Source organism: Neisseria sp. P0024.S006 (assembly GCF_051956595.1).
Classification (GTDB): Bacteria; Pseudomonadota; Gammaproteobacteria; order Burkholderiales; family Neisseriaceae; genus Neisseria.
Map to the genome: position 1 here is coordinate 267,467 of NZ_JBQCXH010000003.1, position 14,077 is coordinate 281,543.

9 protein-coding genes are annotated in these 14,077 nt (G+C 49.4%); 4 read left to right on the forward strand and 5 right to left on the reverse strand.

Features of this window, described 5'->3' with window-relative positions:
• Positions 1–53: 53 nt before the first annotated feature.
• Positions 54–1,112, reverse strand: a complete 1,059-nt coding sequence (gene alr / locus ACTHUF_RS07365) for an alanine racemase (RefSeq protein ID WP_440407415.1) — start codon at positions 1,110–1,112, stop codon at positions 54–56.
• 216 nt (positions 1,113–1,328) lie between these two features.
• On the opposite strand from alr, the gene ACTHUF_RS07370 reads away from it, so the two are divergent.
• Entirely contained in the window at positions 1,329–1,790 is a 462-nt protein-coding gene (locus ACTHUF_RS07370; protein WP_003747450.1) for a winged helix-turn-helix transcriptional regulator, read from the forward strand.
• 572 nt (positions 1,791–2,362) lie between these two features.
• Positions 2,363–3,700, forward strand: coding sequence for a GTPase/DUF3482 domain-containing protein (locus ACTHUF_RS07375; RefSeq protein WP_049343940.1), 1,338 nt, complete (start codon positions 2,363–2,365; stop codon positions 3,698–3,700).
• 70 nt (positions 3,701–3,770) lie between these two features.
• Here ACTHUF_RS07375 and ACTHUF_RS07380 read toward each other — a convergent pair whose 3' ends face one another.
• Genes ACTHUF_RS07380 through ACTHUF_RS07390 form a run of 3 tightly spaced genes read right to left on the reverse strand, consistent with a single transcriptional unit; the run spans position 3,771 to position 9,726 of the window.
• Positions 3,771–5,177 carry an efflux transporter outer membrane subunit gene (locus tag ACTHUF_RS07380; RefSeq protein ID WP_107791983.1) on the reverse strand — a complete coding sequence of 469 codons (1,407 nt, stop codon included), beginning with the start codon at positions 5,175–5,177 and terminating at the stop codon, positions 3,771–3,773.
• Between the two features lie 56 nt (positions 5,178–5,233).
• A complete protein-coding gene (locus ACTHUF_RS07385) occupies positions 5,234–8,446 on the reverse strand; it encodes an efflux RND transporter permease subunit (RefSeq protein ID WP_440407416.1) in 3,213 nt (1,070 codons plus the stop codon).
• An 11-nt stretch (positions 8,447–8,457) separates the two neighbouring features.
• Positions 8,458–9,726: an efflux RND transporter periplasmic adaptor subunit gene (locus tag ACTHUF_RS07390; RefSeq protein WP_440407417.1), complete on the reverse strand. Its 1,269-nt coding sequence runs from the start codon at positions 9,724–9,726 to the stop codon at positions 8,458–8,460.
• A 226-nt stretch (positions 9,727–9,952) separates the two neighbouring features.
• On the opposite strand from ACTHUF_RS07390, the gene mtrR reads away from it, so the two are divergent.
• Positions 9,953–10,588, forward strand: coding sequence for a multidrug efflux system transcriptional repressor MtrR (mtrR, locus tag ACTHUF_RS07395; protein ID WP_440407418.1), 636 nt, complete (start codon positions 9,953–9,955; stop codon positions 10,586–10,588).
• A 63-nt stretch (positions 10,589–10,651) separates the two neighbouring features.
• Here the strand turns inward: mtrR and ettA are convergent, their stop codons facing one another.
• Positions 10,652–12,328, reverse strand: a complete 1,677-nt coding sequence (ettA, locus tag ACTHUF_RS07400) for an energy-dependent translational throttle protein EttA (RefSeq protein ID WP_036493894.1) — start codon at positions 12,326–12,328, stop codon at positions 10,652–10,654.
• 336 nt (positions 12,329–12,664) lie between these two features.
• Between ettA and ACTHUF_RS07405 the strand changes: the two genes are divergently transcribed.
• A complete protein-coding gene (locus ACTHUF_RS07405) occupies positions 12,665–14,017 on the forward strand; it encodes an SLC45 family MFS transporter (protein ID WP_107810734.1) in 1,353 nt (450 codons plus the stop codon).
• Positions 14,018–14,077: the final 60 nt, after the last annotated feature.

The window sequence follows — 14,077 nt, forward strand, 5'->3', positions numbered from 1 at the left end:
CTAATAAAAAGGCCGTCTGAAAACACATTTCAGACGGCCTCATCTTTTACTGCTTACTCGATATAAGTAAACTTCGCACGTTTGATATTGCAGAGAATTTCGTACGGAATCATACCGGCAACTTCGGCAACTTCATTAATATTAATCACATCGCCCCAAAGCTCGACTTCCGCACTCAAGCCCTCTTTCGAAGCTTCCAGTTCAACCGTAATCATATCCATAGACACCCTGCCAATAATACGGCTGCGTTTGCCATCGATGGCAACCGGAGAATTAGTGGAAGCGCGACGCGGATAGCCGTCTGCATAACCGCAGGCAATCAAACCGACACGGGTGGATTTGCTGGTGTAGAACGTTGCGCCGTAACCAATCGGAGAATGCGGCTGCAACACGCGCTCGCCGAAAACACGGGAAGTCAGGCGCATAACAGGTTTCAAACGCTCATCCACGCCGCCGAAAGGCGAAATACCATACAAGGCCAGACCGGCACGTCCCCAATCGCGCCGCGCTTCAGGCACGTTCAAAATCGCGGCGGAATTCGCCAAGCTCTCTTCGCCTTCCAAACCCTCACACGCCAAATCAAACGCTTCAAGCTGCATTTCGGTCATGCCGTTTTCCGGTTCGTCCGCGCAGGCAAAATGGCTGAATTTCACAATGTTTTCAACCGATTCGGATTGTTTCAATGCAGTATAGGCGGCGGCATAGTTATGCGGAAAGAAACCGGCACGGTGCATACCCGAGTCCATTTTCAGCCATACGGTCGTCGGACGTTGCCACTCATGATGCACAAACGCCTCCAACTGCCATTGGCTACCGATTGCCGGCCACAAATCATAACGGTCAACATCCGCATATTCCGCAGCCTCAAACACGCCTTCCAACAAAACAATCGGATTTTTAATGCCGTTTTGACGCAATTCCACGCCTTCATCTACCGTTGCCACCGCAAAGCCGTCGGCAATATCCGCCAACGCGTGTGCACATCTGACCGCACCATGCCCGTAAGCATCGGCCTTAATCACGGCCAACAATTTATTGCCATGCAACTCTTTGAGAAAACGATAATTTTGACGTAAATTATCCAAACGGATTTGCGCATTGAGCGGACGCATAATGTATTCCTCTTATCGGCATTCCGTTTCAGACGGCCTGCCCTATTACTTTGAAGTAAATATTATAGGTCAAAAACTACACAGGATTCCATGAAATACACAAGAATAATCTATTCATATTTTAGAACTCATGCGCACCTTTAGGCATTTATGCTTCTTCTCAGCCTGTTTTAAGGTTATGATTCAATCCAAATGAAAACGACAGACATCAAGGCCATGAAAGAACTCGACAAAACCGACTTAAAAATCCTCAAGCTCCTACAACAAAATGCACGTATCCCCATGACTGAATTGGCTGAAAAAGTCGGCCTCTCCACTACGCCAGTAACCGAACGCGTCCGTCGCTTGGAACGCGACAACCTCATTACCGGCTATCACGCCCATCTGAATCCTCATGCTTTAGGCCAAAGCCTCTTGGTCTTTGTCGAGCTAAAACTGCGCTCCAAATCCGGCAATATTTTTGAAGACTTCAAACGCGAAGTGCTGAAGATTCCGCAAATTCTAGAATGCCACTTGGTCTCTGGCGAATACGACTACCTTATCAAAGTCCGCCTGCCCAATATGTCCGCCTATCGCGATATGCTCGGCAATATCCTGCTGCAACTGCCGGCTGCAGCCGAAAGCCGCAGCTATGTTGTCATGGAAGAAGTCAAAGAAGAAGTAGTATTAGACATCTAATTCTATTCGATAAACAAAGGCCGTCTGAAAGATTACAACATTCAAACGGCCTTTATTTTAAATAGGCAAAAAAAATGCACACATCCGACAGAATGTGTGCCAAGTCTACAAAGGAGAAATAGAGGAGAAACTATTAACTGACTACTCGAACCAGCTAACGAAACGAATTATGCAACAAGAGCTTCAACCGCGCAAGTATTTTTCTTGTAAAGTTTCTTAATTATTCGATTTACAGATCTTAAATGTAATCATGTTTCAATGCAGATAAAAAAATGCGCATACCGTTTTGATATGCGCCAAGTCTACAAAGGAGAAATAGAGGAGAAAAATCAAGCTGCATCAAGCAACTCAACGGCGCGAATTATCCTATCCTTCTACCCTCCTGTCAACTGTTTTCCTATCTATTTTCAAGTATTTTGCTAAAAAACAACAAAGTCGCTATTCCCCTCTTTTTCTTGCTATTTTCGCCCATATATAAAAAATTTAGGGCCGTCTGAAACATATATTGCCACTAAAGATAAACGGCTCCATACTCACACATTCATAGTCCATATCAACCCGACCCAAAGACCATGACCACCCCACTTTCCCTTGCCGTCGTCGGCCATACCAACACAGGCAAAACCTCGCTCTTACGTACGCTTTTGCGCGACAGCACCTTCGGTGAAGTGAAAAACGCGCCCTCTACCACGCGCCATGTCGAAGAAGCCCTTATCAACGACGGCGACGACAGCTTGGTTTACCTCTACGATACACCCGGCCTTGAAGATGCCGGCGGCGTGTTGGATTGGCTGGAAACCCACACATCTGCACGCGATGACGGTATTGAGCGCATTCAGCAATTCCTCAGCAATCATGAAGCGCATCACGAATTCAACCAAGAGGCCAAAGTGCTGCGCCAAGTCATGCAAAGCGATATGGCCATGTACGTCATCGATGCGCGGGAACCCGTCCTCGACAAATACAAAGACGAGCTGACCATTTTGTCTTGGTGCGCCAAGCCCATCATGCCCGTGTTCAACTTCACCCAAAATCAAGACCTGAGCGCTTGGACCAATATGCTCGCCCGCAGAAACCTGCATGTTTACGCCGGTTTCGATACCGTTGCCTTCGACTTTGAAGGCGAAATCCGATTGTGGGACAACCTTGCCACCATGTTACCTAAGCGCGACATCCTCGACCGCCTCATCAATATGCGCCGGCGCGAGTGGCAACGGCTGGATACGGAAGCGCGTCGTGAAATTGCCGATTTTCTGCTGGATGCCGCCGCATTTACCCAAGAAATTGCCGAAAACGACGACCCTGCCCCGACTTTGGAAGTCATGCAATCGGAAATCCGCCAACTTGAGCGGCAAATGCAACAACGCCTGTTCACACTTTACCGCTTCTATCACGACGAAGTCGGCAGTGACAGCACATGGATGCCCAAAGCCTTCAAACAAGATCCGTTTGACAGCGAATTGCTCAAACATTACGGCATCCGTACCGGTACCGGCGCAACCGCAGGTGCACTCATCGGCTTAGGCTTGGATATTGCCACGCTTGGCGGCTCACTTGGTTTGGGTACGGCCATCGGCGGCCTGTTGGGCGGCATTTTGCCCAATGCCCAAGACATCACCGACAAAATCAACGGCCGACAAACCCTGCATACTGATCCGGAAACCCTTACCCTGCTCGCCGCACGCGCACTGGATTTATTGCACGTCTTGCAAACGCGCGGCCACGCGGCTCAATCACATATCGAGCTAAAAGAACGCAAAGCGCCATGGAATACGGCCAAATTGCCAAGCGAACTCAACAAAGCGCGTAGCAACCGCAAATGGTCTTCGCTCAACACACACCAGCCCGAAGCCAGCCGTAACGAACGCGCAGCCTATGTCGGTTCTTTAAGTGAGAAATTAAAAGCTTAGAATTGCTGCATAACAAAAAGGCCGTCTGAAACCTAAATGTTTCAGACGGCCTTTTAATCTTAGCAAATACTTATTCAGCAGCTTTGGTTTCGCGTTTCAAACCGCCGCCAAGTGCTTTATACAAATCGGCAAGGTTTTCCAAACGGGTCAGCTGATTAGCCAAAAGAGCAGTTTCTGCGCCGTAACTGCTGCGCTCGGCATCCAGCAAATCCAATGCACTGGATACGCCATGTTTGTAGCGCAGGCTGATGAGGCGCAGGCTGTCGTTGTAGGCACGGCTTTGTTTGCTCAAAGCGGCATAGCTTTTATCCAGCTGTTCGCGTGCAACCAACGCATTGGAAACGTCTTTGAATGCGGATTGAACAGCGGCTTCATAAGCAACGATTTGTGCCTGTTGGCGCAGTTTGGCTACGTCAAGATTGGCTTTGTTTGTGCCCCAATCAAAGATAGGCAGAGTGATGGATGGTGCAAAAGCCCAAATACCCGTGCCGCTCTTAAACAGGCCGCTCAACTCGCCGGAAGCGGTACCGACAGAACCGGTCAGGCTGATGCGCGGGAAAAACGCCGCACGTGCCGCACCGATATTGGCATTGGCTTGTTTGAGCGCGTGTTCGGCCGCACGGATATCCGGACGGTTGAGCAACAGGTCCGAACTCAAACCGGCAGGCAGTTTGGTCATTTTGAACTGTTTGTTCAAAGGCAAACCGGCAGGCAAGTCTTCAGGCAAAGGTTGATTAATCAACATAGCCAAGGAATTTCGCGCTTGCTCGCGGTTTTTTACCGCAGATGCGTAATCGGCTTTGGCCGATTCAATCAGCGCTTCCTGTTGGTGCAAATCAACGGCGGAAATCACGCCGGCCTTATGGCGTAATTGTGAAAGCTTGTAAGTCGCTTCACGGGTTTGCAATACGCGTTGTGCCAATGCCATGGTTTCTTCAGCGTAGCGTTCATTAAAGTAGGCTTTGGCAACGGTAGAAATCAGGGTCAGATGCGCGGCATCGCGGTTGGCGGCCACATTGAAATAACCTTGCAACGCGGCTTCGCTGGTGCTGCGGACACGGCCGAAAAGGTCAAGTTCATAAGAGGCTGCGCCCAAACCCACGCTGTATTGGCTGCTGACGCTGCCGCCGCTCAAGCTGCCTTGACGCGAACCTGTACCGCTGGCATTGACGGTTGGCAACAAATTATTACGCGCAATCATATATTGCTTGCGATAGATTTCCGCATTCAGCGCGGCTGTACGCAAATCGGTATTGCGTTCCAATGCGATGTCGATCAGGCGGTGAAGGCGCGGATCGGCAAAGTAATCTTGCCAACCCAATTCAGCGGCACGGATACCGTCGTCAACAGTGTCGTATTTAAACGTATCGGCCACGGCAACTTGAGGCTGCTCATATTTCGGCATCATGGTACAGGCCGACAAAGCCACGGCAGCGGCAACAGCGGTCAGTACAGGTTTGAATGTAATCTTCTTCATTTTAGAATCCTTTAGCATTTTGAGGCCGTCTGAAAATTTTTCAGACGGCCTTTGCTTTAGTGCTTGTCTGAATCGTGTTTACCGTCTTCAATCATGCCGGCTTCAGCGGCGTGTTTGGCGGCCATCTCATGCTCGTGTGCAGTTTCTTTAAAGAATTTGCGCACAACCACATAGAACAAAGGCACAAGGAACACAGACAGAATCGTACCGATCAACATCCCCCAGAACACGGTCGTACCAATCGCACGTTGGCTGGCGGAGCTGGCACCGCTGGCAACATAGAGCGGTACCACACCCAAGATGAAGGCGAACGAAGTCATGATAATCGGACGGAAACGCAGGTGTGCGGCGGCAAGCGCAGCTTCAAGCGCGCTCTTGCCTTGCGCTTGCAGGTCTTTGGCAAACTCGATAATCAAAATCGCGTTTTTCGCACTCAAACCCATCACCGTAACGAAACCGACTTGGAAGTAGATATCGTTGGCGTATGCCGGAATGCTGCCCAGCAGTGCTTCAAACATGTTACGTCCGGTTACGCCCAATGCCGCGCCAATCAAGCCCAACGGAATCACAAGGATAACCGCCAACGGGATAGACCAGCTTTCATACAAAGCAGCCAATACCAAGAATACAGCGGCAGCGGCCAATGCGTACAACACGACAGTTTGCGAGCCGCCTTTAGCCTCTTCACGAGACTGACCGCCCCACTCCAGACTGTAACCGCCGCCCATTTCATCAACCATTTGCTGTACCGCAGCCATGGCTTGACCGGAAGATACGCCATTAACAGGCGAGCCGGAAAGCTCCATTGCCGGATAACCATTGAAGCGGACGCTTTGTTCCATACCGTTTTCCCAAGAAACAGTAGCAATGGTAGAAAGCGGTACGGCCACGCCGGATTTGTTCGGTACAGTCAGGTTCAGAATATCGGCAGGCTGCATACGGGCACTCGCATCAGCTTGTACCATCACGCGTTGCAGACGGCCTTGATTCGGGAAGTCGTTTACATAAGAGGAACCCAAAGAAGAAGCCAAAGCAGTACGGATATCAGAGAACGAAATACCTTGTGCGGCTGCTGCAGAGCGGTTGATGTCGATTTTCAACTGCGGCGCATCTTCCAAACCACTCGCACGAACGGTACTTGGGTTAAACAAACCGCTTTTACGCATTTTGTCAATCAACTCATTGCGTTTGGCCAATAATGCGGCATGGCCGCTGTTGTTACGGTCTTGCAGGTAAATCGTCAAGCCGGAGCCTGTACCCAATTCCATAATGGCAGGAGGCACAATCGCCAAACCGAAACCGTCTTTCAGCGTACTCATCATCATGCCGGTCAACTTACCGGAAATAGAAGTCGCATCGCTGCCCGGAGCAGTACGTTCGCTCCAGTCTTTCAGAATGACAAAGCCCAAAGCCATGTTTTGGCCGGAACCGCTAAAACTAAAGCCGGAAACGGTAATAATGTTCTCGATCTCAGGTACAGATTTCGCCAGTTGAGTGATTTGAGCCAAAGTTGCATCGGTACGCTCTTTGGTTGCGCCGGCAGGCAGCTGCACGCTCAACATCAAGTTACCTTGGTCTTCAGTCGGCAAGAAGGAAGTCGGCAGACGCATAAACAGGAATACGCCCACAACAGTCAAACCAATATAGACAACCATCATGCGCAAAGTCTTACGCAAGACTTTGGCAACCCAGCCTTCGTAGCCGTGTGTCCAGCTGTCGAATTTTTTGTTAAACCAACCGAAGAAACCTTTTTTCTCTTCGTGATGACCCTTCTGAATCGGTTTGAGCATAGTGGCACACAATGCCGGAGTCAGCGTCAAGGCAAGGAATGCGGAGAAGCCGATCGATGCCGCCATGGTCAAGGCAAACTGTTTGTAAATGTTACCGGTTGCACCGCTAAACATTGCCAGCGGCACAAATACGGACATCAAAACGGCAGTGATACCGATAACCGCGCCGGAAATCTGACCCATCGCTTTTTTGGTTGCAGCCTTAGGCGACAGACCTTCGCTCGCCATAATACGCTCAACGTTTTCAACGACCACAATCGCGTCATCGACCACAATACCGATTACTAATACCATCGCAAACATGGTCAATACGTTAATCGACATACCCATGTATGAGATAAAGGCAAAACCGCCCAACAGGGAAATCGGCACAACAATAGTCGGAATCAGCGTATAGCGGATGTTTTGCAGGAAGAGATACATCACCAAGAATACCAATACGATGGCTTCCAAAAGTGTATGGATTACTTTCTCAATCGAAATTTCCACAAATTTGGAAGTATCGTAGGGAACTTTCCAGCTCATGCCGTCTGGAAAATACTTCTGCAAAACCGCCATTTTTTCTTTCACGGCAGTCGCCGTTGCCAAAGCGTTACCGCTGTTAGACAGCATCACTGCCATACCGGTAGTGTTGACGCCGTTCAAACGGGTGGAAGAAGAATAATCCTGCATACCCAAGCTGACTTTGGCAACGTCTTTCAGATAGACATTAGAACCATCGATATTGGATACCAAAATGATGTTGCCAAACTCTTCAGCAGTGCTCAGCTGACCTTGCGCCGTCACAGTTGCTGAAATAGTCTGACCTGCAGCCGCCGGCAAAGAACCGATAGAGCCCGCTGAAATTTGAATATTTTGTGTCGCAAGCGCATTGGTTACCGTTGCAAAAGACAGGTTGTAGTTTTGCAGTTTTTTCGGGTCAACCCAAATACGCATGGCGCGTTGCGCACCAAACAATTGTACCTGCCCTACCCCGTCGATACGCTGCAGTTCAGGAATGATATTGCGCTGGGCGTAATCGTTCATTTCCTCAATGGATTGCTTTTCAGAAGAAAGCATGACCACTTGCAAGAAGTTGGAACGCGCTTTAGATACGGTTACACCATATTGCTGTACGGTAGAGGGCAATGTGGACAACACTTCCGACAATTTGTTCTGCACGTCTACCTGCGCCAAATCTTCATTGGTTTCCGGTGTAAACGTCAGACTGACGCTGCCGCTGCCGCTGGAATTGGCAGAAGTCGTCATATAGTCCAAACCTTCCACACCGTACATATTACGTTCGATAACGGCCAGTACGCTGTCTTCCATTACCTGAGCAGAAGCGCCCGGATAAGTAGCGCGCAAAGTAATGGTCGGTGCAGCAACGGACGGATATTGGGAAATCGGCAGTTTTTGAATGCCGAAAATACCCGCTGCGATGATAAAAATCGCAATAACCCATGCAAAAATGGGGCGGTCAATAAAAAACTTAGACATTCACGCGTTCCTTATTTAGCTTCAGATGCAGCTTTAGCTTCAGGCTTGGCCTCGGATGCAGCCTGGCCATCTGAAACTGCCGGTGCTGCTGCCGCAGCACTTGCAGGCGGCGTCCATTCTTTCGGCGTTACCTGTTTAGCACCCGACATAGCGGCAATGCTGATGCCTTCAACAATCACTTTGTCGCCGTCTTTCAGGCCGTCTGTAATCACCCAATTGCTACCTTGCTGTTGGGCAATGGTCACGACACGCGCTTCCATTTCGCTCTTGTCATTCACCACCATCACCGTATCTTGCGAACCGCGGGTAACTGCTTGTTGCGGCACTACAAATGCATTATCCACTGCAACTTGTTCCATCAACACGCGCACATACAAGCCCGGCATCAAGATATTTCTGTCATTAGGAATGGCGGCGCGCAAGGTAATTTGACCGGTCGTTTCGTTAACAGTCGGATCTGCAAACAGCAGACGGCCTTTTTCAGGGTAAACCGTACCGTCGTCAAATTTGATATCCACTGCAATCGCGCCGTTTGCCGCCAACAATTTGCCTTCGGCAACCTGTTGACGCAGTTTCATGACCTCACTCGCAGATTGGGTAACGTTGACATACATCGGATTGGTTTGTTGGATGGTGGCTAAAACGGTGGTATCGCCGGCATTCAACAGCGTACCTTCAGAAACTTTAGATTGACCGATAAAGCCGGAAATCGGCGCAGTAATGCGGGAACGGTTCAGACTGATACCGGCAGATTTGATGGCTGCTTGAGCGGATTTGACGCCTGCCTCTGCTGAACGCTTGGCCGTTACGGCCGCATCATATTCCTGTTGGCTGATGGCATCGGCAGCAACCAGCGGTTTGTAGCGGGCCAGGTCGGCATTCGCTTTGGCCAAAGTAGCTTGCGCACTCGCCAACTGGGCGTGTGCGCTTTCTAAGTTTGCTTCATAAGTCGAGCTGTCGATTTGGTACAAAGGCTGACCGGCTTTAACATAGCTGCCCTCTTGAAACAGACGTTTTTGCAGAATACCGCCGACTTGGGCGCGAACTTCGGCAGTACGCAATGATTCCAGACGGCCTGGCAACTCGGTTGTTAATGCAACGGTTTCCGGATGCACAGTGACCACGCGGACTTCAGGCGCAGGTTGTTTTTGCTGTTGCTGACTGCCTTGCGCCTGTTGACCGGCTGCTTTTTCATCGCCTTTGCCACAAGCGGAAAGCGCCAACGCAGTAGCTGCTGCAATTGCCGCGACACGCATCATTTTAGAAGCATAAAGAGCCATAATTTTCCTATCTCTATGATAAATAAGGGTTTGACTAATTAAAAATTGATTACTTTAATCTCATATTTCGCAAACAGAAATTGCCTGCTTTTATGAAAAACAGGCTGATTATATAGTGTTGAGAAACACTATCAAGTATTGAATTGAATTATACATACATTCTTGCATGTTCAGAAGTAATTTTTTATAATCCGAACCATAAATTTACATTTCCTACAAAACAACTATGAGAAGAACCAAAACCGAAGCCTTAAAAACCAAAGAATATCTCATGCTTGCCGCATTGGATACGTTTTATCAGAAAGGCATTGCCCGCACCTCGCTCAACGAAATCGCCCAAGCCGCAGGCGTAACGCGCGGCGCGCTGTATTGGCATTTCAAAAACAAAGAAGATTTGTTTGACGCCTTGTTCCAACGGATTTGCGACGACATCGAAAGCTGCATGAAAGAAGACTCGAACAACAATAACGAACAGGCCTGGCCAAGCTTCCGACTGACCCTGACCCGTTTTTTCGAGCGACTGCAACACAACGAGCTTCACTATAAATTCCACAGCATTTTGTTTTTAAAATACGAACACACCGATCAAAACGAAGCAGTCATTGCCATCGCTAAAAAACACCAATCCTTATGGCGTGAAAAAATCGTTGCGGTACTGACCGATGCGGTACAACAAAAAGCCCTGGCGGATAACTTAGACATCGACATGGCGGTCATCTTCATTAAGTCTTCATTAGACGGCTTGATTTGGCGTTGGCTCTCTTCCGGGCAAGGATTCGATTTGGCGCAAACCGCCCCCCGCATGATTGAAATCATCATTGATACATTGGAAAACCATCCGCAATTAAGAAAACAATCCTAAACATTAAAACTAAAGGCCGTCTGAAACTTTGAAGTTTCAGACGGCCTTTTCATTCAAACCTGCTTAACGTGTTACCGGTTTATAACGGATACGTTTCGGTTTCGCACCCTCTTCACCCAAACGGCGTTTCTTATCGGCTTCGTATTCCTGATAGTTGCCGTCGAAGAACACCCATTTTGAATCGCCTTCACAAGCCAAGATATGCGTAGCGATGCGGTCGAGGAACCAGCGGTCGTGCGAAATCACCATTACGCTGCCGGCAAATTCCAGCAATGCGTCTTCCAGCGCGCGCAAGGTCTCCACGTCAAGGTCGTTGGACGGTTCGTCCAACAGCAACACATTGCCGCCGCTCAACAAGGTTTTTGCCAAGTGCAAACGTCCGCGTTCGCCGCCTGACAATTGACCTGCGATTTTGCTTTGGTCGCTGCCTTTGAAATTGAAACGTCCCAAATATTGGCGGGCAGGAATTTCAAACTGTCCGACCTGCAAAATGTCGCGGCCTTCGGCGATGTTGTCGAACACGGTTTTGTCGTTTTGCAAACCTTCGCGGCTTTGGTCAATCAGGCTCATTTTCACGGTTTGGCCGATTTTCACTTCACCCGAATCGGGCTGCTCTTTGCCCGCAATCATTTTGAACAGCGTCGATTTACCCGCGCCGTTCGGGCCGATGATGCCGACAATCGCGCCAGCAGGCACTTTGAAGCTCAAATCGTCAATCAGCACTTTATCGCCAAACGATTTGGAAACATTCACAAATTCAATTACTTCATTACCCAAACGCTCGGCAACAGGGATAAAGATTTCCTGAGTTTCGTTGCGTTTTTGGTATTCATAGTTGCTCATTTCTTCAAAACGAGCCAAACGCGCTTTAGACTTGGCTTGGCGACCTTTGGCATTTTGGCGCACCCATTCCAATTCCTGCTTCATCGCTTTCACACGCGCAGCTTCGGATTTCGCCTCGTTTTCCAAGCGTTTTTCTTTCTGCTCCAGCCAAGACGAGTAATTGCCTTTCCACGGGATACCGTGGCCGCGGTCAAGTTCCAAAATCCATTCGGCGGCATTGTCGAGGAAATAGCGGTCATGCGTTACCGCGACCACTGTGCCGGGGAAGCGCACGAGGAATTGCTCCAGCCATTCGACCGATTCCGCATCCAAGTGGTTGGTCGGCTCGTCCAGCAGCAGCATGTCGGGCTTGCTCAACAGGAGTTTGCACAAAGCGACGCGGCGTTTTTCACCGCCGGACAGATTGCCGATTTTGGCATCCCATTCCGGCAGGCGCAGCGCATCGGCAGCAATTTCCAATTCGTGCTCTGCACCGCCGCCGGTAGATGAACCAGCCGCAATAATCGCTTCCAAGCGGCCCTGCTCTTCCGCCAGCGCATCAAAATCCGCATCAGGATTGGCGTACTCGGCATACACTTCTTCCAAACGTTTCTGCGCGGCGGCCACTTCGCCCAAACCGCTTTCCACTTCCTCACGCACGGTTTTTTCAGGATCAAGCTCCGGCTCTTGCGGCAGATAGCCGATTTTGATGCCGCCCATCGGCACGGCTTCGCCCTCGAATTCCTTATCCACACCCGCCATAATCCGCAGCACGGTGGACTTACCCGCGCCGTTCAAACCGAGCAAACCGATTTTTGCACCAGGAAAGAATGAAAGGGAAATGTCTTTAATAATGGTTTTTTGCGGCGGCACAACCTTGCTCACGCGCAGCATAGAATAGACGTATTGTTGGGACATAGTTTTCTCGTTTTCATCAAACAAATTTCAGACGGCCCATTTTAACCTATTGCCCCAATACTTGCTTGTTCAAATGCCGTCTGAAAATAGAAATAAGATCAAAATATACACCGCGAACCGATACCCTCATTGCCCGACGGTATCAATGCCAAACCGCAAAAAATTTGATTTAAGCCAGTTTATCCTTGAACTGGCATTGCCAATATCCGGCGCGCTTCATAAAATGCACCTATATCCTTGAAAGTACGCACACAAACAATAACGACAGAGAACACCACACCAAGGAACCTTTCAGATTTCTCAATAAAAATACTTTTTAAAAAAAGGATTTACCTCATGTCGGAAAATACGCAAAAAACAGCAAAACAAGGTTTGCCGTCACTAGCAAAAAGTACGATTTGGATGCTGAGCTTCGGCTATCTCGGCGTTCAGACGGCCTTTACCCTGCAAAGCTCACAAATGAGCCGAATTTTTCAAACTTTAGGCGCCGACCCACACAATTTGGGCTGGTTTTTCATTCTGCCGCCATTGGCCGGTATGTTGGTTCAGCCGATTGTAGGCTACTACTCAGACCGCACTTGGATGCCTCGCTTGGGCGGCCGCCGTCTTCCCTATCTGCTTTACGGTACGCTGATTGCGGTTATCGTCATGATTCTGATGCCGAACTCGGGCAGCTTCGGTTTTGGCTACGCTTCTTTGGCGGCTTTGTCGTTTGGCGCGCTGATGATTGCGCTGTTGGACGTATCCTCCAATATGGCAATGCAGCCGTTTAAAATGATGGTCGGCGACATGGTCAACGAGGAGCAGAAAAGCTACGCCTACGGGATTCAAAGTTTCTTAGCGAATACGGGCGCGGTTGTGGCGGCGATTCTGCCGTTTGTGTTTGCGTATATCGGTTTGGCGAACACGGCCGAAAAAGGCGTCGTGCCGCAGACCGTGGTCGTAGCATTCTATGTGGGCGCAGCCTTACTGATTATTACCAGTGCGTTCACCATCTTCAAAGTCAAAGAGTATGATCCGGAAACCTACGCCCGCTACCACGGCATCGACGTAGCCGCAAATCAGGAAAAAGCCAACTGGTTCGAACTCTTAAAAACCGCGCCTAAAGCGTTTTGGACGGTTACTTTGGTACAATTCTTCTGCTGGTTTGCCTTCCAATATATGTGGACTTACTCGGCAGGCGCGATTGCGGAAAATGTTTGGCAGACAACTGATGCCTCCTCCGTAGGCTACCAAGAAGCAGGCAACTGGTACGGCGTTTTGGCGGCGGTACAATCCATTGCTGCCGTTATCTGCTCGTTTATTCTGGCAAAAGTACCGAATCAATACCATAAAGTCGGTTATTTCGGTTGCTTGGCTTTAGGCGCGCTCGGTTTCTTCTCTATCTTCTTCATCCACAATCAATACGCACTCATTCTGTCTTATACCTTAATCGGTATCGCATGGGCAGGTATCATTACCTATCCTTTGACGATTGTAACCAATGCCCTCTCCGGCAAACACATGGGTACTTATTTGGGTCTGTTCAACGGCTCTATCTGTATGCCTCAAATCGTCGCCTCCCTGCTGAGCTTTATCCTCTTCCCTATGCTGGGCAGCCATCAGGCAACCATGTTCTTGGTTGCAGGCGCGGTCTTGCTGCTGGGAGCCTTCTCAGTATGTCTGATTAAAGAGACCCACGGCGAATAATCCATCAATACCATCGGCAAAGGCCGTCTGAAACCTTTGCCGAACTTACAATTTTAATAA